This window comes from Epilithonimonas sp. 33E (assembly GCF_059372615.1).
On the sequence record NZ_CM182009.1, the window covers coordinates 3,600,378 to 3,626,130 of the forward strand.

A 25,753-nucleotide genomic window follows, 5' to 3' on the forward strand; every position below is an offset into this window, starting at 1 on the left:
TTATATTTTTTATCTGTTGGCAATGTCCACGTAATCACGCTTTTCTGCACCTTGATAAACCTGTCTTGGTCTTCCGATCGGGTCACCTTTCAGTCTCATTTCTTTCCACTGAGCAATCCATCCCGGTAATCTTCCTAATGCGAACATCACAGTAAACATTTCTGTTGGGATACCCAACGCTCTGTAAATAATCCCTGAATAGAAATCTACGTTCGGATATAGTTTTCTTTCTACGAAATAATCATCCTCAAGAGCAACTCTTTCCAACTGCATCGCAATGTCAAGTGCTTTGTCCTGGATTCCTAATTTTCCTAAGATATCGTCAGCTGCTTTCTTGATGATCTTTGCTCTTGGGTCAAAGTTTTTGTAAACTCTGTGTCCAAAGCCCATTAATCGGAAGCTGTCTTCTTTATCTTTCGCTTTTGCAACATATTTGGAAACATCGCCACCATCTTTTTCAATTAACTCAAGCATCTCGATAACTGCCTGGTTTGCACCACCGTGGAGTGGTCCCCAAAGTGCAGAAACACCGGAAGATATAGACGCGAACAATCCTGTGTGGGCAGAACCAACCATTCTTACAGTAGAAGTGGAGCAGTTTTGCTCGTGATCCGCGTGTAGAATCAATAATTTGTCTAAGGCTTCTACAACAACAGGATCAATTTCGAAATCCTCGTAAGGAAGTCTGAAAGCCATTTTATAGAAGTTCTCAACATAGTTGAGATTGTTGTCACCGTGATTCAATGGCAGACCTTGAGTTTTTCTGTAAGTCCATGCACACAGATGAGAGAATTTTGCTAACATCAGTTCCGCAGCAAGGTCCATTTCTTCTTTTGATTTTACATCAACAGCTTTTGGATTGAATGCAGTAAGAGCAGATGTCAATGCAGATAAAACTCCCATTGGATGCGCAGAACGAGGAAAAGCATCAATGATTCTTTTCATTTCTTCTGCAATGAAGTTATATTTTTTGATACCTGTTTCAAAATTACTGAACTGATCTTTTGTTGGTAAATTACCATGAAGCAAAAGGTACATTACTTCCGTAAAATTAGACTTCTCAGCAATCTGCTCGATGGGATAACCCCTGTAGAACAATTCTCCTTTATCACCATCCAGGTATGTAATTTCACTGATTGTAGCACCTGTATTTTTGTAACCAAGATCCAAAGTAATCAGCCCTGTCTGATCTCTTAATTTGGAAATATCAATTCCTCTGTCACCGATAGTACTATCTACGATTGGGTATTCAAAACTCTTCCCGTCGTAATTTAATATAACTTTATTATCTGACATTTTTTAAAAATTTATGTGCTAAATATAAGAATTAAACCATAAATGCTCAACTGACAAAAGTCATATCTCACAATCGATTCTATTAATAGCAATAATTGAACAAAAAAAATAATTATTTACTAAAAATCTATAATATTAACAATTTGATTTTCAATCGAATAAAAAATAAAAAGCATCTGAAAAACTCCAGATGCCTTAAATTATAAATTTTTGTTAAAAATTATCTTTTGATTTTGAACGCGTCCAAACCTGGGAAGATTGCAGTTTCTCCAAGAGCTTCTTCAATCCTCAATAATTGGTTGTATTTCGCCATTCTGTCCGATCTGGAAGCAGATCCTGTTTTGATCTGTCCACAGTTTTGAGCTACCGCAAGATCCGCAATTGTAGAATCTTCGGTTTCACCGGATCTGTGGGACATCACTGTTGTATATTTGTTTTGCTGGGCCATTTGTACTGCAGCCATTGTTTCGGAAAGAGAACCGATTTGGTTAACTTTTACAAGGATAGAGTTAGCTGTATTTTCTTTGATACCTCTGGAAAGTCTTTCAACATTAGTCACAAACAAATCATCACCAACCAGCTGAACTCTGTCACCGATTTTTTCAGTCAACAATTTCCAGCCTTCCCAGTCGTTTTCCTGCATACCATCTTCGATAGAGATAATTGGGTATTTGTTTGCTAATTCTGCTAAATAAGAAACCTGCTCACTGCTTGTAAACTGAGCGGCATCCGGAGTCTGGAATTTTCTGTAATCATAGATTCCATCTTTATAGAATTCTGAAGCCGCACAATCAAGAGCGATCATAACATCATCACCCGGCTTGTATCCTGCTTTTTCGATAGCCTGTAACAGGGTATCCAAAGCATCTTCAGTTCCTGTGAAAGTTGGCGCAAATCCACCTTCGTCACCTACAGCAGTAGATAAGCCTCTACCGTGAAGAATTGATTTTAAGCTGTGGAAGATCTCAGTTCCTTTTCTCAAAGCATGAGAGAAAGAATCTGCCTTTACTGGCATTACCATAAATTCCTGAAAAGCGATTGGCGCATCTGAGTGAGATCCACCGTTGATTACGTTCATCATTGGAACAGGAAGCGTGTTAGCGTTTACACCACCAACATATTTGTAAAGAGGCATTCTTAATTCAGCTGCTGCAGCTTTTGCAGCGGCTAAAGAAACACCCAGAATTGCATTAGCACCTAATTTTCCTTTATTAGAAGTTCCATCAAGATCGATCATTATAGCATCAATCAGATTTTGTTCGAAAACGGGAAGACCTATTAATTCCGGAGCGATAACTTCTTTTACATTTTCAACGGCTTTCAAAACCCCTTTTCCTAAGAATTCCGGCGCTCCGTCTCTCAGTTCTACCGCTTCGTGTTCACCTGTAGATGCACCGGAAGGTACAGCTGCACGTCCCATTGCTCCGTTTTCTGTGAAAACATCTACTTCTATAGTAGGATTCCCTCTGGAATCTAGAATCTGTCTTGCTTCGATAAATGAAATGTAACTCATTGTCTTGATGTTGTTTTTTTAAGATTTTTATTTGTCTGCTTTTTCAAAAGCATTGCAAATTTAAACATTTTTAAAATATTATGTGATGAATCATTTCTTAACATTTATCACCTATGAAAAAAGCAATTATTTAAGAATTCTGTATTTAATCTTAATGATCCCTTCATTCAGGTTCGCAATTTTTTTAAATGCACCCTGGCTGACATCAAATTCTCTGGAAGGCTTAAGCGGACCTCTGTCATTTATAATAATGATAACCGATTTATCATTTTCTATATTAACAATTTCTACTTTTGTTCCAAAAGGCAGCATTTTGTTAGCACCTGTCATTTTAGAATGTCTGTATATTTCTCCGCTTGCCGTCTTCTTCCCATCAAATTTATCTGCATAATAAGAAACCGTCGTGGATTTGTATCCTGAACTGCTGCCAGATGAACTTCTGCTGCCGCAAGAAATAGCAAATAAAAGAATGGCAAAAATGTATGTTTTAAAGGTTTTTTCAATTAATCTGTTTAAATTTTCAGCCATCATTTTAAGATTGATTTAAAAAATATTTATTAAAATGTTAAATATTCATTAATATTTTGTTTATTTTGCACAAATTTCTAACTTAGATTTTTATATCGCTTAGATACAGAAATATATTTGCTTTTTTAAATGAATTACGAAAGTATAAAATTAACAATAGATAATAAAATTGCAGTTGTAACCATCAACAGGCCAGATAGTCTGAATGCTCTAAATGCACAGGTTTTCAATGATCTTGATAACGTATTTGATTTTTTAGCATCAGAAAAAACGGTAAACTGTGTTATAATAACTGGAAGTGGAGAAAAATCTTTTGTTGCCGGTGCTGATATCAAAGAATTTTCAGCTTTCAGCCAAGAGCAGGCAAAGGAATTGTCAAAAAGAGGACATTTGGTTTTCCAAAAGATAGAAAACCTCAACAAACCGGTCATTGCTGCAATCAACGGTTTTGCATTGGGTGGCGGACTGGAACTGGCCTTGTCCTGTCATATCAGATATGCTTCTGAAAATGCAAAATTAGGTTTACCGGAAGTAACCTTAGGATTAATTCCCGGTTATGGCGGAACTCAGAGATTACCAAAACTGATTGGAAAGGGAATTGCGAATGAGATGATTTTTTCCGCCAAAATGATTTCTGCTGAGAAAGCGAAGTCGATCGGATTGGTCAATGAAGTTTTTTCTTTGGAAGATCTAATTCCAAAATCGATTGAGCTGGCTTCACAAATTGCTAAAAATTCTCCGGCAGGAATTGAAAAAGCAATCAAAGCCGTTAATGCAAGTGAAAATGACAATGGCATGGACAGCGAAATCAATTATTTTGGAGAATTATTTTCTCAGGAGGATTTCAAAGAAGGAGTTTCTGCATTTATTGAAAAAAGAAAACCGGTTTTCAATTAGATTTGCAGAATGAATTATAATAAATTTGACATTGCTTATTTGAAAATGGCAACCGAATGGGCAAATCTTTCTTATTGTAAAAGAAAAAAAGTCGGGGCTCTTATCGTAAAAGACAGAATGATCATTTCTGACGGATATAATGGAACACCTTCCGGCTTTGAAAATAATTGTGAAGATGAAAATGGAAAAACAAACTGGTTTGTCCTACATGCAGAAGCCAATGCGATACTCAAAATAGCCAGCAGCACACAATCTTGTAAAGATGCAACGTTATATATAACAATGTCACCTTGCAAAGAGTGTAGTAAGCTGATTTTGCAATCCGGAATCCGAAAAGTTGTCTATATGACAGGCTATTCTGATGATAGCGGATTAGAATTTCTAACAAATGCCGGGATTGAAATTTTAAATATCACAGAACAAGAATTATATAATTATACATGAAAAAATAAAAATTCTTAAATAATAAAAACACAAATATGGATTGGTCAGAAAAAATTACAGACTTCTCAAATTTTCTAAAATTTGAGAAAAGCTTCTCCGACAATACACTTGATGCGTATATCAGAGACATCAAAAAGTTAGAGAACTTTGCTATTAATGACTTAGGAGAAGTTTCTCCTCAAAACATCACTTATCAGAATCTTCAGGAGTTCATCTATCAGCTTTCCAAAAAGAAAATCAGTGAAAGATCACAAGCCAGAGGTATTTCTTCTATCAAGGCATTTTTTAAATTCCTTCTGGAAGAAGAATACAGGGATGATAATCCTGCAACCCTATTGGAAGGTCCAAAATTAGGGCTTTATCTGCCGGATACTCTTAGTGAAGAAGACATCAACAGAATTATTAACTGCATCGATTCTAATACTGACACAGGAAAAAGAAACCAATGTATCCTGGAAGTGCTTTACGGTTGTGGTCTGCGCGTATCTGAGCTGGTTGACCTGAAAATATCAAATATCAATTTCAAAGAAAATTTTATTATCGTTGAAGGTAAGGGTGAAAAAACAAGATTAGTTCCTCTTGCAAGAACAACAGCTGATTTTATCAAGGATTATATCCAGACTGTTAGAAATAAAACAAAGATTAATAAAAAACACGAGGATGTGCTTTTTCTGAATAGCAGGGGAACCAATATGTCCAGAGTAATTGTTTTTATAATTATCAAAGAATTGACCCAGAAAGCCGGAATCAACAAGAGTATTTCTCCACACACTTTCAGGCATTCCTTTGCAACACATTTGTTACAGAATGGAGCTGATCTGAGATTTATTCAGGAGATGTTGGGACACAGCAGTATTACAACAACCCAGGTCTATACCCATTTGAAAACAGAAGAATTAAGAGATGTTATTCTGAATTTTCATCCAAGGAACAGAAATGTATCATCATAGTTTTTCTTAAATTTATCCAATGGAAAATTTAAGATTCTGTCCCAAATGCGGTCAGGAAAAATTATTATGGAATAATATCACCAAATGGAGCTGCAGCAATTGTGATTTTGTCCTATATCATAATACTGCTGCAGCTGTTGCAGTCATTATAAAGCATAAAGATGAATTATTTTTCACGGTTCGGAACCAAGAGCCGGGAAAAGGAAAATGGGATTTGCCAGGTGGTTTTACAGACCCGAAAGAAAGTTCTGAAGAAACCTGTGAACGAGAGCTGAATGAAGAATTGGGATTAATTATAAACCCTGACAAATTCACATATCTGGGAAGCCAACCGAACATATATCCTTATAAAAATATTGATTACAATACTTTGGATATGTTCTTTTTATATGAAACTGAGGAAAAATTCGAAATTAAATTGGAGGAATCAGAAATATCCGAAGCCATTTGGATAAAAGCTTCTGAACTTGACTTGGATCAAATTGCTTTCGAATCTCAGAAAAGATTTCTTAAAAATTACATCGATAAACTTTAATAAAAACCGGAAATTAGTTCCGGTTTTTTTTATTTCCATTTGATATTACAACCCAAACTTGGTCTCTGGAACTCTTCCTGCTCCGCACCAGCTAAAAGATTTTCAAAGGCTACAACCAAATCTTCACCTGTAATTTCCTTCTGATTTCCTGGTCGAGAGTCATCCATTTGACCACGATAAATTAAACTTAGATTTTCATCAAAGAAGTAAAAATCCGGCGTACAAGCCGCATCAAAAGCTTTTGCAACATCTTGTGATTCATCATATAAATAAGGAAATTTGATATTTCTTTCATCTACAAAATCAACCATCATCTCCGGAGAATCTGCAGGATATCTTTCAACATCGTTAGAATTAATCCCAATAAACTCGATTCCCTGGGATTTGTAATCTTCATACAGTTCCTCCAATTTATCAATAATATGAAGAACGAACGGACAATGGTTGCACATAAAAACAACCAAAGTTCCTTTTTTCCCTTTCAAAGATTCAAGGCTTTGTAATTCATTATTTTTTGAAGGATTAGGAAGCTTGAAATCTGGAGCTTTTGTTCCCAGAGCCAGCATATTTGAAGGTGTATTTGACATAAGTTTGATTTAAAAAGATTAAAATATTTTGTGATTAAGAAATTACTAAATCTCCGAATTACTTAATTTTTCCAGCAAAGATAATGCTTCTTGCAGAGAATTATCATAGTTGACCCAATTTACATTATCCAGTTTTTTGTTCCACGTGATTTGTCGCTTGGCGTACCGACGGGAATTTTTCTTGATTTCCTCGATAGCGAAATCCAAATCCCATTCTCCATCAAAATATCGGAATAATTCTGAATATCCTACCGTTTGTAGAGCCACTCTGTCTCTATCAGCAATCAAACCTCTCACTTCCTCCAGCAATCCTTTCTCTATCATTTTATCAACACGAAGATTGATTCTTTCATAAATGACTTCTCTTGGCGCATCAATTCCGATTCGGATAGTTTTAAAATTCCTTTTATCTTTTGGTGCACTAAGATTTTCGGTGTAGGTTTTTCCGGTTTGCCAGATGATATCAATAGCTCGTAATAAACGCCTGGGATTGTCTTTATCTACAATTGAAAAATAATTAGGATCTAATTCTTCAAGCAATTTTTGCAAAGCTTCAATTCCTACATTTTCCCAAATTGATAGTAATTTTTGTTGATTTTCAGCATCCGCTTCAGGCAAGTCATTCATCCCTTCCACAACAGCTTTTTCATACATCCCACTACCTCCGACCATTATGGCGACATCTTTTTGAGAGAAAATTTCATCAAGTTTTTTCAGCGCATCAACTTCATATTGACCGATTGAATAATAATCGTTGACACTAAGATTAGCCACAAAATGATGTTTCGCTTCAGCTAACTCTTCATCGGTGGGCATTGCTGTTCCAATTTTCATTTCTTTATAGAACTGGCGCGAGTCACATGAAATAATTTCGGTATCGAGATGTTTCGCCAAGTCGATTGCCAACCGGGTTTTCCCGATTCCTGTAGTTCCGATAATGGAGATGAGACGTTTCAACAAAAATTTTTTTGCAAATTTACAAAATCATTATTTTGATTTTTTAATGTAATAATTACTTATTTTTACAATCAGAATGGCTTTCAGATTACCCAACTCCAAACTTCCTGATGTGAAAACTACGATTTTCACAGAAATGAGCTTATTAGCACAACAGGAAAATGCAGTTAATCTTTCTCAGGGATTTCCGGATTATCAGCCTGATGAAAATTTAATCCAATATCTCGGTGATTTTGCAAAACAAGGTCATAATCAATACGCACCTTTGTTTGGAATCAAGGAACTGCGGGAAGAAATCTCAAGAAAATTCAATCTTCAATATCAAGCAGATTACCATCCGGATTCTGAGATTAATGTAACGGCTGGAGCTACTCAGGGGATTTTTACGATTATTTCTGCATTTGTAAAAAAGGATGATGAAGTCATTATTTTCGAGCCTGCTTACGATTGCTACGAGCCTGCAATTATTCTGAATGGCGGTATCGTCAAAAATGTCAAAATGCTTTATCCTGATTACAAAATTAATTGGAGCGAAGTCAAAAATCTGGTTTCTGAAAAAACCAAGATGATTATTATCAACAACCCGAATAATCCTTCCGGAAAAATCTTAAAACAAAAAGATATTGATGAACTGATTGCGATTGTAAAAAACACTAACATCATTATTCTGAGCGATGAAGTCTACGAAAGCATCACTTTTGACGAAAAACCTCATCTGACTTTAGCCAAATATCCTGAGCTGAAAGAACGAACTTTCATAGTTGGCTCTTTTGGGAAATTGTTGCATATCACTGGCTGGAAAATAGGTTATGTTTGCGCGCCTTCGGATCTGATGAAAGAGTTCAGAAAAGTTCATCAGTTCAACGTGTTTTGTGTGAACACGCCGGCACAATTTGCAATTTCTAAATATTTACAAAATGTTGATAACTTCAAATCAGTATCAACATTTTTCCAAACTAAAAGAGATTATCTTAAAAATGCTTTGAAAGAAACGCCTTTCCAATTACTGGATTGTGAAGGAACTTATTTTTTATCTGCTAATTTTGGCGCAATTTCTGATAAGCAAGACAAGGATTTTTGCTACTGGTTAACCAAAGAATATAAAGTAGCAACCATCCCGTTTTCTGCCTTTTACATAGATAAAACCGATGAAAAAGTCATCCGTTTTTGTTTTGCAAAAAAACAGGAAACATTGGATAGAGCTATAGAAAAATTATTAAAAATTAAAATGTAATATGAAAAACCTAATCATTGCCGCTTCTTTGTTAGTAGGAGTTAGCACATTTTCACAAGCAAAATTAGACCCGACAAAATTGAACTATTCTTCTGTAGATGTGAGTCCTATGGATGCGGCTTATTATCCAATTCAGGCAGCTTCATCTAAAACAGAAACTCCGAAAGTAAAAGTGGTTTATTCCCGTCCGCAAAAAAAGAGCAGAGTTGTTTTTGGAAACCTTATTAAATATGGAGATATCTGGAGATTTGGAGCCAATGAAAATTCTGAAATCAAATTTTACACGCCTGTTGTAATTGGCGGAAAAGAAATCCCTGCCGGAACTTACAGTATTTTTGCCATTCCATTTGAAAAAGAATGGACTATTGTTATCAATTCTGATATAGATAAATGGGGTGCCTATTTCTATGACAAAAGTAAAGATGTAGTGAGATTCAATGTTCCGGTTGAAAAAACGTCTCCCCCAATCGAATATTTTTCTGTGACTTTTGTACAGACAAAATCCGGAGCGGATTTGTACGCTGGCTGGGATAATACGCAGGTTAAATTTCCAATTGAGTTTAAATAATCTTCAACGATCTCTAATAATTAAAGCCTTGTCCAATTGATAAGGCTTTAATTTTTAAAATTCTAATGTAATTAAATCTTCGAAATTTTGAATCTGAGTTTTTGAATTTTCAATTTTTCCAAAACCGTAAGCAGCATAAATAAAATCAACGCCAGCTTTTTCCGAAGATTCTTTGTCCCAAATCGTATCGCCAACATAGACCGGATTCTGCAAATTATTTCTTTCTACAATCAGCCTGATGTTCTTGTCTTTTGGCAAACCATAGTTGCCGAAACATTCAAAATCTTCAAACAGACCTTCAAAACTAAAAAACCCGATGAAGTTCTCGATGTAGCCTTTCATACAATTGCTGACAATGAAAAGTCTGTAATTTTGTGCTAATTTTTCTAGTGTTTCTTTGACTTTGGGAAATAATTCACCGCCAGATTCTTTAAGATATTGGCTCTCTTTATGAGCATAAATTCTTTCAAATTCTTTCAGTTTTTCTTTTGGAACAAAACCGAAATATTGCGAGAAAATGTCATCCATCTTCATTCCTGAAAAATCTCTCACGGTCTGAGATGTGACATTGATGTCAAATCCAATCGCATGAATACTGTCGTTAAAAGCTTTGACCACAGTTTCCGAAGCATTCCAAAGTGTTCCGTCCAAGTCAAAAATAATACTGTCTCTTTTCTTCATAATTTATCTAAATCATAAACCATTCGTTCACAAGACTTGCAGCCAGTCTTGCGGTTCTTTCCTGTATATCAAAATTGGGATTCACTTCTGCAACATCCAGTGCATTTGTTTTTTCTGAAGATAAAATATGACGGTAGATCTGCATAAATTGGCGATCGGCAAAAATCCCATTATAAGCCGGCGCGCTGACGCCAGGCGCAATGGAGGCATTGAAAACATCCATACAAATGGTGACATAAACAATGTCCACATCTTCCAAAAATGAATTAATGGTAAACATCAGATTTGGAAGATTTTCGGAGTAGATTTCGTCAGCGAGAATATATTTCATTCCGAAATTATCCGCACTTTCGAACAACTTTCTGGTATTACTATTTTTCTGAATTCCAATATGTAATGAGTGAATCTCGTCTTCCTGAGCAATTTGCCAAAATCCCGTTCCGGAAGTTGCCAAATCGTTTTCCGGCTCGCGGTTATCAAAGTGAGCATCGAAATTGATAATTCCGATCTTTTGATTTGGGAAAGCTTTTCTAATTCCGGAATAATGTGCAAAAGTAACCTCATGTCCGCCACCTAAAACAACAGATTTCGCTTGTTTTAAAAGTACTTTCGAAACTTTTTCGGCTAATAAATCCTGAGTTGCTTCAAGGTCATTATTCTCACATTTGATGTTTCCAAAATCTTTCAGTGAAAATCCAGAATTGACAACAGGAAAATTGGACATATTTTTTCTAATCAAATCCGGTGCTTCCTGTGCTCCTATTCTACCTTTGTTACGTTTTACACCTTCATCCACAGCAAAACCGTGTAAAACGAAATCCTTAGGATTAATATTTTCATAAGCCGATTCTGTTGTTACTCTTTGAAAAATCCTGTGGTACAATTCTTCTTCGCCATCAAAACGGCCCGTCCATTCAAACATAATTTAGATTTTTTCTCCGTTGATATAAATATTTTTCGGTTTCAAACTTCCCTGATGATAAAGGATATTCTGGAAATTATCCGTTTCGTATGTGATGAAATCTGCTTTTTTACCTTCAGACAAAACTCCTCTGTCTTCTAAATCCAAAGCATAGGCCGCTCGGAAAGTTATTGCAGCTAAAACCTCAGCTGTAGTCAGCTTCTGATAAGTTGCCAAAATAGAAGCTTGAGTAACGAGATTTCCCATTGGAGCAGAACCCGGGTTCCAATCAGTTGCGATTGCTAAAATCCCACCTTTATCCAGAATTTTTCTAGCCGGAGCAAACGGTTCGCCTAAACCTAAGCTTGCACCAGGTAAAGCAATCGCCACAGTATTAGAGTTGGCCAAAAAATTAATATCCTCATCAATCGTGGCTTCCAAATGGTCGGCAGATTTTGCGCCAACTTCAACAGCTATCCTTGAACTACCTGCAGTAAATTGGTCAGCATGTACTGTGATTTGAAAGCCTAATTGTTTTGCTTTTTCAAGAAATATTTCACTCTCTTCTGGCTGAAACGCTGACTTTTCTATGAAGATGTCAACCCGGTTGGCAAGGTTTTCTTCTTTTACTTTTGGTAGAATTTCATCCAAAATATAATTGAGATATTCCTCTGATGTCCCTTCAAAATCCCTTGGCTTAAGATGAGCTGACAGACAAGTTGGAACCAATGTCGCTTTTGTTTTGTCCTGAGTCTTTTTTATGGCTCGAAGCATTTTGAGTTCTTCCTCAACATTCAATCCGTAACCACTTTTTATCTCGATTGTTGTAATGCCTTGATTTAATAAAATATTGACACGTTCAAGAATTCCATTAACTAAATCATTTTCGGAAGCTTGTCTTGTATGCTGAACAGAACTCCAAATTCCGCCACCGGATTCTGCAATATCGAGATACGATTTCCCAGCATTTCGCATTGCAAAGTCGTTGGCACGATTTCCTCCGAAGCAAATATGTGTGTGCGCATCCACAAAAGCCGGAAGTGCAATTTGTTCACTTTCAATCAAATCAATTTTGGAATTTGGAAATTTTTGTTTTAATAAATCAAAATCGTTGACTTCTAAAATTTTTCTATTTTCTGTTAAAATTCCGCCATTGGGAATTATTTCTAAAGATTCGTCTTGTAATTTTCCCTTCAGTGGAAGATTATTGAGTGTAATGATTTGCTTGAAAGGACCTGTTAATTTCATATATGATCTTGAATCGTAAAATTAAAAAAAGAGATGCAAATCACACCTCTTTTTATCTTAAAAAACTTCTCTTCCAATCTTCAGAATATTATCGCTTTTTCCCATCGAATAAAAGTGAAGAACAGGAATTCCGAAATCCAACAATTCCTTGCTCTGGTTAATTGCCCATTCAATACCAACTTCGCGAACATCATTATTAGTTTTGCATTTTAAAACTTCATTAATTAGAGCTTCCGGTAAATCGATTTTAAAAACCTGTGGCAGCATTTGCAAATGTGTTTTGGTAGCAATCGGTTTGATTCCCGGAATAATCGGAACGTCAATCCCAATTTCTCTGGCTTGCTTTACAAAATCGAAGAATTTCTGGTTATCAAAGAACATTTGAGTTACAATATAATCTGCGCCTGCTTCTACTTTTTTCTTCAACATCTGAAGGTCATAATTCATAGAAGGTGCTTCAATATGTTTTTCAGGATAACCCGCAACACCAATGCAAAAACTGTTATCAACGTCCGATTCTATCTTGCCGTGAAGATATTCTCCGATTCCCAAATCATGAATCTGTTTCACCAAATCCGAAGCATATTTGTGTCCGCCAACAGAAGGTTCAAAATATTTTTCACCTTTCATCGCATCACCTCGCAAAGCAACAATGTTATTAATTCCCAAGTACATACAATCTACCAAAAGATATTCGGTTTCTTCTTTTGTAAATCCACCGCAAAGAACGTGAGGTACGGTATCTACATTATATTTATTCTGAATCGCTGAGCAAATTCCTAAAGTTCCAGGGCGCATTCTTGTGATTTTTCGCTCCATCAAACCATTTCCTCTTTCAAGAAAAATATATTCTTCCCGAGAAGTTGTAACATCTATAAATGGCGGTTTGAATTCCATCAACGGGTCGATGTTCTTATATAAATCGGCGATTCCAACTCCTTTTTGAGGCGGAACAATTTCAAAAGAAAAAAGTGTTTTGCCGCTGGCGTTTTTTATATGGTCAGTAATTTTCATTTATTTAAATTCAAAATTCAAAGTTTAATCAGCCAAATTCGGAGCCAGCCATTTTCTGGCATAATCTAATTCGATACCTTTTCTTTCGGCAAAATCTTTCAGTTGGTCTTCATCGATTTTCCCGACACCAAAATATTTGGATTTTGGATTTGCGAAATAATAGCCGGAAACCGCTGCTGTAGGAAACATCGCCAAACTTTCTGTCAAAGTCACGTCGATATTTTCTTCGACTTTCAATAAATCCCAAATCGTCAGCTTTTCCAAATGGTCCGGACAAGCCGGATAACCCGGCGCAGGACGAATCCCGAGATATTTTTCTTTGATTAAATCTTCATTTTCCAAAATTTCATTTTCAGAATAGCCCCAATATTCGGTTCTGACTTTTTTGTGAAGATATTCAGCAAAGGCTTCTGCGAAACGGTCAGCCAAAGCTTTTACCATAATTGCATTGTAATCGTCATTTTGGTCTTCATATTCTTTTGCCAATTCGTCCGCTCCAAAACCTGTACAAACACAGAAAGCACCAATGTAATCCTGTTTTCCGGAATTCTCTGGTGCAATAAAATCACTTAAAGCAAAATATTCTTTCCCTTCTGATTTTTTATGTTGCTGACGCAAAGTTCTGAAAGTCGAAATCACATTCTGATTGTCATCATAAACCAAAATATCGTCCTGTTCATTTGCATTCGCTGGGAAAATTCCGAAAATACCTTTTGCTTCAAAACTCTTTTCTTTCAAAATTTTCTTGAGCATTATCTGCGCTTCATTAAACAAAATCGTTGCTTGTTCTCCAACAACATTATCAGTCAAAATTTCAGGGAATTTCCCAAACAATTGCCAGCTTCTGAAAAACGGTGACCAGTCAATGTATCCAACTAAATCATCCAGATTTTGGTCTTTGATGATTGTGATTCCTAATTTTTTAGGTGTTGGAATAATTTCATTTTCCCAATCGATTTTGAATTTTTTCTCACGCGCTTCTGCAATCGGAACATACTCTTTATCAACTTGTCGGTTCAGGAATTTTTCACGGAATTCATCATAATCCTTTCTAATTTCCAAAGCATAAGCATTGGATTTATCTCTGTTTAAAAGAGAACTCACAACACCAACTGCTCTGGATGCATCGTTCACGTGAACAACGGTGTTAGAATATTTAGGCGAAATTTTTACAGCTGTATGCGCTTTAGATGTTGTCGCACCACCTATCAATAAAGGAAAATTCAGATTCTTACGTTCCAGTTCGTCTGCAATATGAACCATCTCGTCCAGACTTGGTGTAATCAATCCGCTTAATCCAATCACGTCCACTTTTTCATCAATGGCCGTCTGAATTATTTTTTCTGCCGGAACCATCACGCCCAAATCTACAATCTCATAATTATTACAACCCAAAACCACGCTTACAATATTTTTCCCGATATCGTGAACATCGCCTTTCACTGTTGCCATAAGAACTTTTCCGTTGGATTTTTGAGTCTGGTCTTTTTCTGCTTCGATGAAAGGCTGAAGATAAGCCACCGCTTTTTTCATTACTCTCGCCGATTTTACAACCTGAGGCAAGAACATTTTTCCGCTTCCGAAAAGGTCGCCGACAACGCCCATTCCTGTCATCAGATTTATCTCAATCACATCAAGCGGTCGTTTTGAAGTTTTTCTAGCTTCCTCTGTATCTTCTTCTATAAAACGATCAATTCCTTTTACTAAAGCATGAGTAATTCTCGATTGTAAATCCTGCTCTCTCCAAGCGAGGTCTTCGGTTTTTTCTTTTTTTGTGGATTTATGTTTTTCGGAATAATCGAGCAATTTTTCTGTCGCATCGTCTTTTCTGTCAAGCATTACATCTTCCACCAATTCCAGCAAATCTTTTGGAATTTCGTCATATACTTCCAACATCGTTGGATTCACGATTCCCATATTCATCCCCGCTTTTATGGCGTGGTAAAGGAAAACAGAATGCATTGCTTCTCTCACAGAATCATTTCCACGAAAGGAAAATGAAACATTGGAAACGCCTCCACTTACTGAAGCGTTTGGAAGATTGGTACGAACCCAGCGTGTTGCTTCGATAAAGTCAATCGCGTTTCTGCGGTGTTCGTCCATTCCTGTCGCAACAGGGAAAATATTGAGATCGAAAATAATATCTTCGGAAGGAAAACCAACCTGATTCACCAAAATATCATAAGACCTTTTGGAAATTTCGATTCTTCTTTCGTAATTATCGGCTTGTCCAACCTCATCAAAAGCCATAATAATGGCCGCTGCGCCATATCTTTTAATCGCTTTTGCCTGCTTGATGAATTCTTCTTCACCTCCTTTCAAACTAATGGAATTCACAACAGGCTTTCCCTGAACGACTTGTAATCCAGCTTCCAAAATTTCCCATTTTGAGGAATCTATCATAATCGGGATTCTTGCAATATCTGGCTCAGAAGCAATCAAATTAAGAAATCTGACCATTGCGGTTTTCCCGTCCAAAAGTCCGTCATCCATATTGACGTCCAAAATCTGGGCACCGCCTTCCACCTGATTTCTTGCAATATCGAGTGCTTCGGCATATTTTTCTTCTTTAATTAATCGAAGAAATTTTTTGGAACCAGCAACGTTGGTTCTCTCTCCAACATTGATAAAGTTGGATTCGGGAGTTATAATTAAAGGCTCGAGGCCTGATAATTTCAGATATTTTCTTTTACAATCTGTTTCCATAAATTATTGACTAATTGCCGATAATTGTCTCGGCTTATAATTTTTTGCCAAATCAGCAATGGCGTTGATATGGTCCGGGGTTGTTCCACAACAGCCACCGATGATATTAATTAATCCTTTTTCTAAATATTCTTCCACCTGATTGGCCATTTGCTCCGCAGTTTCGTCGTACTGACCGAAAGCATTCGGTAAACCGGCATTTGGATAAGCAGAGATTCCGAAATCTGTTTGATTGGCAAGAATTTCCAGATAAGGTGTCAATTGTTTTGCTCCTAAAGCACAGTTGAAGCCTACACTTATCAAATCCATATGAGAAACGGAAATCAAAAACGCATCGGCTGTTTGTCCGCTCAACGTTCTTCCGGAAGCATCGGTAATCGTCCCTGAAACCATAATTGGAATAGTGATATTGCGTTCTTCTCTTATTTCATCAATGGCAAAAAGTGCCGCTTTTGCATTCAAAGTATCGAAGATTGTTTCAACCAAAAGAATGTCGGAACCTCCGTCGAGCAAAGCTTCTGCTTGTTGTTTGTACGCCAATCTGAGTTCGTCAAAAGTGATGGCTCTGTAACCTGGGTCATTGACGTCCGGACTAAGGCTTGCCGTTCTGTTGGTTGGTCCGATGGAACCTGCTACAAATCTCGGTTTATCAGGATTCTGAGCGGTAAATTCATCACAGACTTTTTTAGCAATTTTGGCAGATTCATAGTTTAGTTCGTAAACCAGATTTTCCATATGATAATCCGCCATTGCAATGGTTGTTCCGGAAAATGTATTGGTTTCGATGATATCTGCGCCTGCCAAAAGATATTTTCTATGAATTTCTTCAATAGCTTCAGGTTGCGTGAGAGACAGCAAATCATTGTTTCCTTTCAATGGCGATTTCCAGTCTTTGAATCGTTCTCCGCGGTAATCTTCCTCAGTGAAATTATAGCGCTGAATCATCGTTCCCATTGCTCCGTCTAGGATGAGGATTCTGTTTTTCAGTGCTTTATATAATTGTTCTGAATTTTTCATTTTTTAATTTAATTTTATCATTACTAAAAGAAACGACAAGGTATTATATACATTTCAGAAATGACTTATTAATCATTTTTATTCCAATTTCCTTTTTCTATTTGATATACAATAGGCTCTTTATCATATCCATTTTCAAAAATATAAAGTCTTTTACAATCTGGACATCTGACAACTAAATTCATATCTTGATATAATTTTTCAGCATCAATATTTCCAAAATATTTATCATAATCCTTGTCTTCGATTAATAATAATTGATTTGGACTAGGTATATCGCTTAAGTTGATTATGTTTTCGCACTTACAAATATATTTAGGCATCTTAATTATAAATATGTAATAAAGTTTTAATCTAAAGCCTGTTTCAAATCATTAATAATATCATCAATATTTTCCAATCCAACGGAACAACGTACCAATCCGGCAGTAATTCCAACTTCGTTTCTCTCCTCGTCAGAAAGTTTGGAATGTGTTGTGGAAGCGGGATGCGTAACAATCGTCCTCGTATCTCCCAAGTTGGCGGAAAGGGAACACATCTTAATTCTGTTTAGGAAATTTCGTCCGCCTTCAATTCCACCTTTGATTTCGAAAGCCACGATGTTTCCGCCTAATTTCATTTGTTTTTGGGCAATTTCATAGCTCGGATGAGATTTCAGGAACGGATATTTTACCAATTCTACATTGGGATGATTTTCCAGAAACTCGGCCACTTTCAATGCGTTTTCGCAATGTTTCTCTACCCGAATCGCCAAAGTTTCCAGACTTTTGCTCAAAACCCAAGCGTTGAACGGTGACATCGCCGGACCTGTGTTCCTTGCAAACAGATAAATCTCGCGAATCAAATCAGCTTTTCCAACAGCAACGCCGCCGAGAACACGACCTTGACCGTCAATCAGTTTTGTTGCGGAATGGACGACAATATCTGCTCCGTATTTAATCGGTTGTTGTAAGTAAGGTGTTGCAAAACAGTTGTCAACGATGAAAATCAGATTGTGTTTTTTAGCAATCTGTCCGAAAAATTCCAAATCCAAAACTTCAATTGCGGGATTTGTTGGTGTTTCCAGATATAATATTTTTGTATTTGGTTGGATATATTGTTCTACGTTTTCCGCATCTTCTGCTTTGAAATAAGACGTTTCGATATTCCATTTCGGGAAATATTTGGTGAACAACGTATGAGTGGAACCGAACACCGACTGACAGCTCACAATATGGTCGCCCGCATCAAGCAAAGCTGCAAATGTTGAATAAATCGCCGCCATTCCCGTTGCAAAAGCGTAACCGGATTCTGCACCTTCCATTTTCACAATCTTATCTACAAATTCGGTAACGTTGGGATTGCTGAAACGGCTGTAAAGATTCTTGTCTTTTTCTTCCGCAAAACTCGCACGCATATCTTCTGCATCTTCAAAAACGAAGCTTGAAGTGAGATATAATGGCGTGGAATGTTCGTCAAACTGAGTTCTTTCGGTTTGGATTCTTATGGCTTGTGTTTCAAAATTTTCCATAAAATTTTAATTTACCAATGTAATAATTTACCAATGTAACAATGAGATTCTTCATTTCGTTCAGAATGACACTGCTTATAAGAATTGGTAAATTGCTACACTTTTATATTGTTACATTAATTTAATTTATTTGGTTTCACTAAGTCTTAAAATATCTCCGAAAACACCTCTGGCAGTCACTTTTGCTCCGGCTCCGGCTCCCATAATGACAATCGGATTCTCGCCGTAACTTTCTGTATAGATTTCGAAAATAGAATCTGAACCTTTTAGTTGTCCTAATGCCGAATTGGCTGGAACGGAAATTAGTTTCACATCCAATTCACCCTTTTCTTTTTGTAAATCGCCGTGCAAATCGCCGACATATCTTAGGACGTGGTCAGATTTCTGGTTTTCTTTGATTTTCTGATATTCGGAATCTAATTCTTCCAATCTTGAAAGAAATTCTTCTTTAGAAACAGACAACAAACTTTCAGGAACAAGATTCTGAATATTGATATCATCAAATTCATTAATCAAATCAAGTTCTCTTGCCAGAATCAACAGTTTTCTTGCAACATCATTTCCCGATAGATCTTCGCGCGGATCCGGTTCTGTGAAACCTTTTTCCAAAGCTTCGTTGATAATCGTTGAAAATTTGTCATTACGAAGCGAAAAATTATTGAAAACATAGCTCAATGTTCCAGAGAAAACACCTTTAATTCTTGTGATATTTTCGCCTGAAAGATGCAGAAGCTTGATAGTATCAATCAAAGGCAAACCAGCACCAACATTGGTTTCATAAAGATATTTCTTTTTATTTTTTTCTAATAATTTTCTGAAATTCCTATATTCTGCAATCGGTAATGTGTTGTAGATTTTGTTGGAACCAACGACATCAAAACCATTTTCCACAAAAACCGGATAATTTTTCACAAAATCCTTACTCGCTGTATTATCTACCATTACCAAATTTTCCAAATGATGTTCGTTTGCAAAATCTACCAAAGACTGGACACTGGATTCTGTTTGAGAATATTTGATTTTTTGTCTCCAATCACTTCCGAAACCTGCTTTGTTGAAAGCTACTTTTCTTGAATTGGCAATTGCAACGATTTTCAAATCCACTCTTTTACGATTAAGAATATCATAAGCTGAATCCAGAATCTGCTCAACCAAAGTTCCGCCAACATTACCGTGACCAATTAACGCAAGATGAACGGTCTTCGGTTTTCCGTAGATATCGGTTTCGATGATATTTTTTGTGATTTCGGTCTGATTTCCGGTTACAACAATGTTGACTCTTCCGGCAGAAGCGATTTGACTCAACAACAAAGGGAAAATTTTATTTCTCTGAAGCTCTGATAAAATCTTGTTATAATTATCCGAAACAAATCCGATCACACTAAGATTTTCAATACTATAAATATTGCTGACGTGACCTTCCGATTTTTCTTTTTCAAATTCTTTTTTCAAAACATCCACTGCATCCTGCGCATCATCTTCATCAACCAAGACAGAAATTCCGTTTTCAATCGCTTGCTGGGAAATTACACCAACGCTGATTCCGCCTCCATTCAAAGCATTAAAAATACGTGAATCCACGCCGATTTGTCCAAGGAAATCTTTTCCTTCGAAATTCACTAAAGCTTTGTTTCTATAAATATTAATTGCGTTCTTGTCTGTCATCAGTTCAAAAAAATAGGTTTTAAAATTGTGTTCAGTTGTTGGTATTCCATCAGGAAAGCGTCGTGTCCGTGAATAGATTTTATTTCGTGATACTGAACATTTCTGTTTTTATTTAGTAAAAAATCGTAAGTATTCTTAATTTCAAAAGCGGGATAAAAAAGGTCCGAATCTACTGCTACTAAATGGATCTCTGCATTGATATTTTCCAATTCATTTTGCTTTCCATTAATGTTCATCAGAAGATGATTAACGAGTTTGTAAGCCTTTAAACTAAACCTTTCGCTTAATCGTTTTCCGTGAAAATTGAGCCAGTCGTGAGATTTCAGAATTTTCTTTTCGGAATCGATTTCCCGGTTGAATCTTGAGTTAAGTGATTCCGGTGTTCTGTAGCATAACATGGCGTGAACTCTGGCTTTTTCAAGAGGCTTATCTTCTGATTCTAATAAAAATTTCTGAACCAGACATTGAGAATGCAACCAATCCGACGTTTTGAAATCTGTTGCAACCGGGATGAATTTTTCGACTAAATTATTGTCTAAAGCCAGCATTTCCCAACCGATTGAGCCTCCAATTGAGCCTCCAACCAAAGCGAATAATTTTTTGACTTTAAGTTTTTGCAATCCTTGCAGAAAAACCGATGCAATATCCTGAACTGTGAAATCTTCATATTTATCAATGAAAAATCCGTCAAAACCATTGCCTGGAATATTGAAACAGATAATTGTAAATTGATTAGTATCAATCACTTTTCCTTCTCCAACCAAAGATTTCCACCAGCCGTTTTCGCCGGCAACATCAGAGTTTCCCGTCAAAGCGTGATTGATCAAAACAATTGGAGCCGAATACAGTTCTTTTCCGAAAAGCTGATAGCTTAACGGGATATCGAGAACTTTTCCGTTCTGAGTTTCGAAGTGTTGAATGTTGATATGTTGTAGCTTGTTTTCCAATTTTGTCTTGTAAAAAATTGAAAATGCTACAGGAAATGTAGAATAAATGTCTAGGTTATCTTTTCTGCCATTGCAGATAGAATTTAGCACCTTCTTCGTTCCCGAAGGGTTGCCAAGGTTTCACAGAGTCTAATCTCTCCACCTTTCTCGATAACATTTTCAATATGTGAATGAACAAATCTGGGCGCAAAGATAGATAAGAAATTGTTATTTTTCCAAATAAACTGAAAAAAGTCAGTATAAATTTTTTATTAACAATCCAATTTAAGAAATTTATAACAGCAATTGTGTACAATATTTGCTTAACCAACTTCACCAAAAAAATAAACAATGAACATTAATCTTAATAAACAAGTTGCTATTGTTACAGGTTCCAGCAGCGGAATAGGAAAAGGAATCGCTATCAGTCTGGCAAAATCCGGAGCCATTGTTATCGTGAATCATTCATCGGAACATTCTCGTCCGGAAGCTGAAGATACCCTGAAAACCATTGAGGAAAACGGTGGCGAAGGATTGATTATTCAATGTGATGTGAGTAAGGAAGACCAAGTTTTGGCGATGTTTCAAACGACTATTAATCAATACGGAACCGTTGATATTCTCATTAATAATGCCGGTTTACAGCAAGACGCAGCCTTTGTTGATATGACTCTGGAACAATGGCAAAAAGTGATTGATGTCAATCTTACAGGACAATTTCTTTGTTCGCGGGAAGCGATTAAAGAATTCTTAAAACGCGGAATGACCGATAAATCCAAAGCATTGGGAAAAATCATCAACATCAGCAGCGTTCACGAAACAATCCCTTGGGCCGGACACGCTAATTATGCTTCCAGCAAAGGTGCGCTTAGAATGCTGATGCAAACGCTGGCACAGGAATATGGGAAACAAAAAATCCGTGTGAATAATATTTGTCCCGGTGCTATCCAAACACCAATCAACAAATCGGCTTGGGATAATGAAAAATCTCTTGATGCGCTAATGACGCTGATTCCGTATGACAGAATCGGGCAACCGGAAGATATTGGGAATTTAGCCGTATTTTTGGCAAGTGATTATTCGGATTATATTACCGGTGCGAGTATCTATGTGGATGGCGGAATGACAACGCTGGAAAGTTTTGCGGATAACGGGTGATTATGAATGATGAATGATAAGTGATAAATGATTTCATTATGCTGTATCAATTATTATTTATCAACTATCATTTATATAATCAAAGAAGCAAAACCTCAACATAGCCCCGATGGGAACGGCATCCTTTTTTGTTATTGCGATGGTCGATAAGTTCAACAGATTGCTTCACGTTGTTCGCAATGACAAAAAAGATATAGTGGACAGCGGGTTGGGATGTTCTAGCAAAGGTACAACCGTGTTGCTCCTAATAAAAAGAATAATTATTGTCGAAAAATAATTAGAAAAATGAATGAAGAAGAAAAATTAAAAAATCCTAATTGGAAAAAGTGGGGACCTTACGTGAGCCATCGCCAATGGGGAAATGTACGCGAAGATTACAGTACCAACGGCGATGCGTGGGGATTTACCGGTCATGATACAGCGGAAGCCTGGACCTACCGATGGGCTGAGGAAGGCATCGCAGGAATCTCTGATGAGAAACAGCAATTGTGCTTTGCGCTTTCTTTCTGGAATAAAAATGATTGCAGAGTCAAGGAACGTTTTTTCGGATTGAGCAATTATCAGGGAAATCACGGCGAAGATATCAAGGAAATCTTTTATTATCTCGACAACACGCCGTCTCATAGCTACATGAAGATGGTTTACAAATATCCTATCAATGCGTTTCCGTACGATGACCTCATCAATACAAATGCACAACGCTCCAACAAAGACCCGGAATATGAAATCATTGACACAGGAATCTTCGACAATGATGAATATTTTGACATCTTTATTGAATATGCAAAAGCCGGCGAAGACGATTTTTTAATAAGGGTCGATGTCCATAACAGAAGTAACAAATCTGCGCCAATCGTGGTTTTGCCAACAGTCTGGTACAGAAATAACTGGATGTGGGGTTATAATGATTATAAAGCGAAATTTGGCTTTTCTAAGCCGGGCGAAATTGATGTTCATCACGATAGTCTGAGCATCAAAAAGTTATATTCCAGAAACCGAAATGTGGATGCCTTGTTTTGTGAGAATGAAACGAATCGTTCAAGATTATTCAATCTTCCGAAGACAGAAGGTTTTTTCAAGGACGGAATCAATCAATATATTACGAAAGGTCTTGATACTGTAAATCCTTCTAAAACTGGAACAAAAGCTGCTCTTCATTGTGAAGAAATCATAGAAGCGAACAGCAACAAGGTTTTCGAATTCCGATTGTCGCCTCATATTATGGAGGATGCGTTCTGGGATTTTGATGAAATTGTCTCGAGACGAAAACAGGAAGCCGACGAATTTTACGCCAACATCCAGAAAGACATCGATAATGAAGATGAGAAAAATGTTCAAAGACAGGCTTTTGCCGGTTTGCTTTGGAACAAACAATTCTATCATTACAACATTGGAAAATGGCTGAAAGGCGACCCTAATTTCCCGATCCAAAGAAAAGGTTTCGTACGAAACAGCGACTGGGAACATCTTCATAACAAAGACATCATCTCGATGCCCGATAAATGGGAATATCCCTGGTACGCAACCTGGGATTTGGCATTCCATTGCGTTAGTTTTTCTGTAATTGATTCGGAATTTGCAAAGAATCAATTGGTTACATTGACCAAAGAATGGTATATGCATCCGAATGGGCAATTACCTGCCTATGAATGGAATTTTGATGATGTGAATCCACCGGTTCACGCCTGGGCAACATTCCGTGTTTTTAAAATCGATGAAAAAAATAATGGAAAACCGGATTTGGCTTTTCTGGAAAGAGTTTTCCAGAAGTTATTGTTGAATTTCACCTGGTGGGTTAACCGGAAGGATTACAACGGAAATAACCTTTTCGGAGGCGGATTCCTTGGTCTGGATAATATCGGAGCGTTCGATAGAAATATGGAATTGGGCGACGGCGAACATCTTGAACAAGCCGATGGAACCAGTTGGATGGCGATGTATGCCTTGAATATGATGCGTATTGCAATGGAACTGGCAACTTACAATCCGGTTTATGAAGATATGGCCATTAAGTTCTTTGAGCATTATCTTTATATCGCTGAAGCTATGGAAAACATTGGTGATGCCAAGCAAGGACTTTGGAACGAAGAGGACGGATTTTTCTACGACTTACTCCAGCTTTCCAACGGAGACAGTGTGAATCTGAAACTGAGAAGCATTGTTGGATTGATCCCGATGTTTGCTGTGGAAGTTGTGGAACATAGTCTCTTGGAAAAACTTCCCGAATTCAAAAAAAGAATGGAATGGATTCTGAAAAATAAGCAAGAACTGACAAAACTGGTTTCCCAATGGTATGTTGAAGGTGAAGGAAATAAGCATCTTTTAAGTATTCTCAGAAAAACAAGATTGACCAAAGTTTTGACAAGGCTGGTTGATGAATCTGAATTTCTAAGTGATTACGGAATCCGTGCGATGTCCAAGGTTTATGAGGAAAACCCTTTCCGATTCACTGTTCACGGACAGGAACACGTGGTTTATTATACACCTGCGGAAAGCGACAGCCGAATGTTCGGTGGAAACAGCAATTGGCGCGGACCGATTTGGTTCCCGATCAATTTCCTGATTGTAGAAAGTCTGCAACGCTTCCATTTCTTTTTTGGTGATGCATTGACGATAGAATATCCGAAAGGAAGTGGCGTTCAAAAGAATCTGGAAGAAGTTTCAAAAGATATCAGTGACAGACTTTGTAACATTTTCCTGAAAGATAAAAACGGAAACAGGGCGTTCAATGGTGGTGTGGAGAAATTTAACCAAGACCCGCATTTCAAAGATTACATTATGTTCTTCGAATATTTCCACGGTGATAATGGTCGCGGTGTTGGTGCTTCCCATCAAACCGGATGGACTTCTACGGTGGCGAAGTTGATTCAGCCGAGGCTTTCTAGTCGATAAACTAAAAACCTTATCAGATTTTTGATAAGGTTTTTTAAATTTTATTATTCTACAATAATTCCATTAACGCTGACTTCATAAGAAATCTCAACATTCGGTTCCAGAGTCTTGGAAACAGAGCAATATTTTTCGAAAGATAATTCTGCTGCTTTTTTAGCTTTTTTCGGGTCGATTTCGCCCTCGAGGAAAAACTTCACTGTGATAGATTTGAAAGGTTTTGCTTCATCAACCTGAACTCTTTCGCCTTCAACTTCGGCTTTGAAATCTGTAATCGTCTGACGTTGTTTTTTTAGGATCGAAACCACATCGATTCCGCTGCAACCGGCAACCGCCATTAACAAAGATTGCATTGGCGAAACACCTTTTGCGCCTGGCAGAGTTGTGTTGTCAAGTAAAATTGAGTTGCCTTGTTCATTGGAACATTCGAATAAAAAGTCGTTGTTGATTCTATTAAGTGTAATTTTCATTTTTAATTTTTTTAACACAAAGCGCACAAAGATTTTTCTACTTAATTTAATGCTTTTAA

The 25,753-nt window shown here is 36.9% G+C and carries 24 protein-coding genes and 1 riboswitch; of the genes, 8 read left to right on the top strand and 16 right to left on the bottom strand.

Annotation, left to right across the window (positions count from 1 at the left end; translation table 11 throughout):
* Window positions 1-9: 9 nt before the first annotated feature.
* From AC5P2S_RS16550 to AC5P2S_RS16560, 3 genes are all read right to left on the bottom strand, one after another.
* Window positions 10-1,296 (bottom strand): citrate synthase, encoded by a 1,287-nt coding sequence (locus AC5P2S_RS16550; protein WP_283416054.1) that lies wholly within the window; start codon window positions 1,294-1,296, stop codon window positions 10-12.
* A 220-nt stretch (window positions 1,297-1,516) separates the two neighbouring features.
* Window positions 1,517-2,809, bottom strand: coding sequence for a phosphopyruvate hydratase (gene eno / locus AC5P2S_RS16555; RefSeq protein WP_283416053.1), 1,293 nt, complete (start codon window positions 2,807-2,809; stop codon window positions 1,517-1,519).
* Between the two features lie 126 nt (window positions 2,810-2,935).
* Window positions 2,936-3,340: a septal ring lytic transglycosylase RlpA family protein gene (locus AC5P2S_RS16560; protein ID WP_283416052.1), complete on the bottom strand. Its 405-nt coding sequence runs from the start codon at window positions 3,338-3,340 to the stop codon at window positions 2,936-2,938.
* 126 nt (window positions 3,341-3,466) lie between these two features.
* On the opposite strand from AC5P2S_RS16560, the gene AC5P2S_RS16565 reads away from it, so the two are divergent.
* The 4 genes from AC5P2S_RS16565 to AC5P2S_RS16580 are packed head-to-tail and all read left to right on the top strand — an operon-like array spanning window position 3,467 to window position 6,163.
* Window positions 3,467-4,234, top strand: coding sequence for an enoyl-CoA hydratase/isomerase family protein (locus AC5P2S_RS16565; RefSeq protein ID WP_494555651.1), 768 nt, complete (start codon window positions 3,467-3,469; stop codon window positions 4,232-4,234).
* 9 nt (window positions 4,235-4,243) lie between these two features.
* The gene (locus tag AC5P2S_RS16570; RefSeq protein WP_283416050.1) at window positions 4,244-4,678 is read left to right on the top strand and encodes a deoxycytidylate deaminase; all 435 of its coding nucleotides are present in this window, start codon (window positions 4,244-4,246) and stop codon (window positions 4,676-4,678) included.
* 35 nt (window positions 4,679-4,713) lie between these two features.
* The gene (xerD, locus tag AC5P2S_RS16575; protein ID WP_283416049.1) at window positions 4,714-5,628 is read left to right on the top strand and encodes a site-specific tyrosine recombinase XerD; all 915 of its coding nucleotides are present in this window, start codon (window positions 4,714-4,716) and stop codon (window positions 5,626-5,628) included.
* A 19-nt stretch (window positions 5,629-5,647) separates the two neighbouring features.
* Entirely contained in the window at window positions 5,648-6,163 is a 516-nt protein-coding gene (locus tag AC5P2S_RS16580) for an NUDIX hydrolase (RefSeq protein WP_283416048.1), read from the top strand.
* Between the two features lie 29 nt (window positions 6,164-6,192).
* Here AC5P2S_RS16580 and AC5P2S_RS16585 read toward each other — a convergent pair whose 3' ends face one another.
* Both AC5P2S_RS16585 and miaA read right to left on the bottom strand, forming a co-directional pair.
* Window positions 6,193-6,750: a thioredoxin family protein gene (locus AC5P2S_RS16585; protein ID WP_283416047.1), complete on the bottom strand. Its 558-nt coding sequence runs from the start codon at window positions 6,748-6,750 to the stop codon at window positions 6,193-6,195.
* Between the two features lie 45 nt (window positions 6,751-6,795).
* Window positions 6,796-7,707, bottom strand: coding sequence for a tRNA (adenosine(37)-N6)-dimethylallyltransferase MiaA (gene miaA / locus AC5P2S_RS16590; protein WP_494555652.1), 912 nt, complete (start codon window positions 7,705-7,707; stop codon window positions 6,796-6,798).
* Between the two features lie 76 nt (window positions 7,708-7,783).
* Here miaA and AC5P2S_RS16595 point away from each other — a divergent pair, with 76 nt between their 5' ends.
* Entirely contained in the window at window positions 7,784-8,941 is a 1,158-nt protein-coding gene (locus tag AC5P2S_RS16595; protein WP_494555653.1) for a methionine aminotransferase, read from the top strand.
* Window position 8,942: 1 nt separating this feature from the next.
* Window positions 8,943-9,509 carry a DUF2911 domain-containing protein gene (locus AC5P2S_RS16600; protein ID WP_494555654.1) on the top strand — a complete coding sequence of 189 codons (567 nt, stop codon included), beginning with the start codon at window positions 8,943-8,945 and terminating at the stop codon, window positions 9,507-9,509.
* 54 nt (window positions 9,510-9,563) lie between these two features.
* Here the strand turns inward: AC5P2S_RS16600 and AC5P2S_RS16605 are convergent, their stop codons facing one another.
* The 10 genes from AC5P2S_RS16605 to AC5P2S_RS16650 all read right to left on the bottom strand — a co-directional run bounded on the left by AC5P2S_RS16605 (window position 9,564) and on the right by AC5P2S_RS16650 (window position 21,198).
* Entirely contained in the window at window positions 9,564-10,190 is a 627-nt protein-coding gene (locus AC5P2S_RS16605; RefSeq protein WP_494555655.1) for an HAD family hydrolase, read from the bottom strand.
* A 7-nt stretch (window positions 10,191-10,197) separates the two neighbouring features.
* A complete protein-coding gene (hutG, locus tag AC5P2S_RS16610) occupies window positions 10,198-11,112 on the bottom strand; it encodes a formimidoylglutamase (RefSeq protein ID WP_494555656.1) in 915 nt (304 codons plus the stop codon).
* A gap of 3 nt (window positions 11,113-11,115) precedes the next feature.
* Window positions 11,116-12,339, bottom strand: coding sequence for an imidazolonepropionase (hutI, locus tag AC5P2S_RS16615; protein ID WP_494555657.1), 1,224 nt, complete (start codon window positions 12,337-12,339; stop codon window positions 11,116-11,118).
* 57 nt (window positions 12,340-12,396) lie between these two features.
* Complete coding sequence (gene metF / locus AC5P2S_RS16620) at window positions 12,397-13,353, bottom strand: methylenetetrahydrofolate reductase [NAD(P)H] (protein WP_494555658.1); 957 nt, start codon at window positions 13,351-13,353, stop codon at window positions 12,397-12,399.
* A 24-nt stretch (window positions 13,354-13,377) separates the two neighbouring features.
* Window positions 13,378-16,059 (bottom strand): methionine synthase, encoded by a 2,682-nt coding sequence (metH, locus tag AC5P2S_RS16625; RefSeq protein ID WP_494555659.1) that lies wholly within the window; start codon window positions 16,057-16,059, stop codon window positions 13,378-13,380.
* Between the two features lie 3 nt (window positions 16,060-16,062).
* Window positions 16,063-17,076: a homocysteine S-methyltransferase family protein gene (locus AC5P2S_RS16630; RefSeq protein ID WP_494555660.1), complete on the bottom strand. Its 1,014-nt coding sequence runs from the start codon at window positions 17,074-17,076 to the stop codon at window positions 16,063-16,065.
* Between the two features lie 68 nt (window positions 17,077-17,144).
* Window positions 17,145-17,399, bottom strand: coding sequence for a DUF8617 domain-containing protein (locus AC5P2S_RS16635; RefSeq protein WP_494555661.1), 255 nt, complete (start codon window positions 17,397-17,399; stop codon window positions 17,145-17,147).
* A gap of 26 nt (window positions 17,400-17,425) precedes the next feature.
* Window positions 17,426-18,586 carry an O-succinylhomoserine sulfhydrylase gene (locus tag AC5P2S_RS16640; protein ID WP_494555662.1) on the bottom strand — a complete coding sequence of 387 codons (1,161 nt, stop codon included), beginning with the start codon at window positions 18,584-18,586 and terminating at the stop codon, window positions 17,426-17,428.
* 126 nt (window positions 18,587-18,712) lie between these two features.
* Window positions 18,713-20,251, bottom strand: a complete 1,539-nt coding sequence (locus AC5P2S_RS16645) for an ACT domain-containing protein (protein ID WP_494555663.1) — start codon at window positions 20,249-20,251, stop codon at window positions 18,713-18,715.
* On the bottom strand, window positions 20,251-21,198 hold the full coding sequence (locus tag AC5P2S_RS16650) for an alpha/beta fold hydrolase (RefSeq protein ID WP_494555664.1): 948 nt from the start codon (window positions 21,196-21,198) through the stop codon (window positions 20,251-20,253). Before AC5P2S_RS16650 ends, AC5P2S_RS16645 begins: the two co-directional genes overlap by 1 nt.
* A 52-nt stretch (window positions 21,199-21,250) precedes the next feature.
* Window positions 21,251-21,355: riboswitch (SAM riboswitch) on the bottom strand.
* A 173-nt stretch (window positions 21,356-21,528) separates the two neighbouring features.
* On the opposite strand from AC5P2S_RS16650, the gene AC5P2S_RS16655 reads away from it, so the two are divergent.
* Window positions 21,529-22,335, top strand: a complete 807-nt coding sequence (locus AC5P2S_RS16655) for a glucose 1-dehydrogenase (RefSeq protein ID WP_283416034.1) — start codon at window positions 21,529-21,531, stop codon at window positions 22,333-22,335.
* Between the two features lie 285 nt (window positions 22,336-22,620).
* On the top strand, window positions 22,621-25,227 hold the full coding sequence (locus tag AC5P2S_RS16660; RefSeq protein ID WP_494555665.1) for an MGH1-like glycoside hydrolase domain-containing protein: 2,607 nt from the start codon (window positions 22,621-22,623) through the stop codon (window positions 25,225-25,227).
* A 44-nt stretch (window positions 25,228-25,271) separates the two neighbouring features.
* Here AC5P2S_RS16660 and AC5P2S_RS16665 read toward each other — a convergent pair whose 3' ends face one another.
* The gene (locus AC5P2S_RS16665; protein WP_494555666.1) at window positions 25,272-25,694 is read right to left on the bottom strand and encodes an OsmC family protein; all 423 of its coding nucleotides are present in this window, start codon (window positions 25,692-25,694) and stop codon (window positions 25,272-25,274) included.
* Window positions 25,695-25,753: the final 59 nt, after the last annotated feature.

Excerpts from the sequence above, each read along its gene's own strand:
- AC5P2S_RS16550 (WP_283416054.1), bottom strand. The coding sequence starts at position 1,296 with ATGTCAGATAATAAAGTTATATTAAATTACGACGGGAAGAGTTTTGAA.
- eno (WP_283416053.1), bottom strand. The coding sequence starts at position 2,809 with ATGAGTTACATTTCATTTATCGAAGCAAGACAGATTCTAGATTCCAGA.
- AC5P2S_RS16560 (WP_283416052.1), bottom strand. The coding sequence starts at position 3,340 with ATGATGGCTGAAAATTTAAACAGATTAATTGAAAAAACCTTTAAAACA.
- AC5P2S_RS16565 (WP_494555651.1), top strand. The coding sequence starts at position 3,467 with ATGAATTACGAAAGTATAAAATTAACAATAGATAATAAAATTGCAGTT.
- AC5P2S_RS16570 (WP_283416050.1), top strand. The coding sequence starts at position 4,244 with ATGAATTATAATAAATTTGACATTGCTTATTTGAAAATGGCAACCGAA.
- xerD (WP_283416049.1), top strand. The coding sequence starts at position 4,714 with ATGGATTGGTCAGAAAAAATTACAGACTTCTCAAATTTTCTAAAATTT.
- AC5P2S_RS16580 (WP_283416048.1), top strand. The coding sequence starts at position 5,648 with ATGGAAAATTTAAGATTCTGTCCCAAATGCGGTCAGGAAAAATTATTA.
- AC5P2S_RS16585 (WP_283416047.1), bottom strand. The coding sequence starts at position 6,750 with ATGTCAAATACACCTTCAAATATGCTGGCTCTGGGAACAAAAGCTCCA.
- AC5P2S_RS16595 (WP_494555653.1), top strand. The coding sequence starts at position 7,784 with ATGGCTTTCAGATTACCCAACTCCAAACTTCCTGATGTGAAAACTACG.
- AC5P2S_RS16600 (WP_494555654.1), top strand. The coding sequence starts at position 8,943 with ATGAAAAACCTAATCATTGCCGCTTCTTTGTTAGTAGGAGTTAGCACA.
- AC5P2S_RS16605 (WP_494555655.1), bottom strand. The coding sequence starts at position 10,190 with ATGAAGAAAAGAGACAGTATTATTTTTGACTTGGACGGAACACTTTGG.
- hutG (WP_494555656.1), bottom strand. The coding sequence starts at position 11,112 with ATGTTTGAATGGACGGGCCGTTTTGATGGCGAAGAAGAATTGTACCAC.
- hutI (WP_494555657.1), bottom strand. The coding sequence starts at position 12,339 with ATGAAATTAACAGGTCCTTTCAAGCAAATCATTACACTCAATAATCTT.
- metF (WP_494555658.1), bottom strand. The coding sequence starts at position 13,353 with ATGAAAATTACTGACCATATAAAAAACGCCAGCGGCAAAACACTTTTT.
- metH (WP_494555659.1), bottom strand. The coding sequence starts at position 16,059 with ATGGAAACAGATTGTAAAAGAAAATATCTGAAATTATCAGGCCTCGAG.
- AC5P2S_RS16630 (WP_494555660.1), bottom strand. The coding sequence starts at position 17,076 with ATGAAAAATTCAGAACAATTATATAAAGCACTGAAAAACAGAATCCTC.
- AC5P2S_RS16635 (WP_494555661.1), bottom strand. The coding sequence starts at position 17,399 with ATGCCTAAATATATTTGTAAGTGCGAAAACATAATCAACTTAAGCGAT.
- AC5P2S_RS16640 (WP_494555662.1), bottom strand. The coding sequence starts at position 18,586 with ATGGAAAATTTTGAAACACAAGCCATAAGAATCCAAACCGAAAGAACT.
- AC5P2S_RS16645 (WP_494555663.1), bottom strand. The coding sequence starts at position 20,251 with ATGACAGACAAGAACGCAATTAATATTTATAGAAACAAAGCTTTAGTG.
- AC5P2S_RS16655 (WP_283416034.1), top strand. The coding sequence starts at position 21,529 with ATGAACATTAATCTTAATAAACAAGTTGCTATTGTTACAGGTTCCAGC.
- AC5P2S_RS16660 (WP_494555665.1), top strand. The coding sequence starts at position 22,621 with ATGAATGAAGAAGAAAAATTAAAAAATCCTAATTGGAAAAAGTGGGGA.
- AC5P2S_RS16665 (WP_494555666.1), bottom strand. The coding sequence starts at position 25,694 with ATGAAAATTACACTTAATAGAATCAACAACGACTTTTTATTCGAATGT.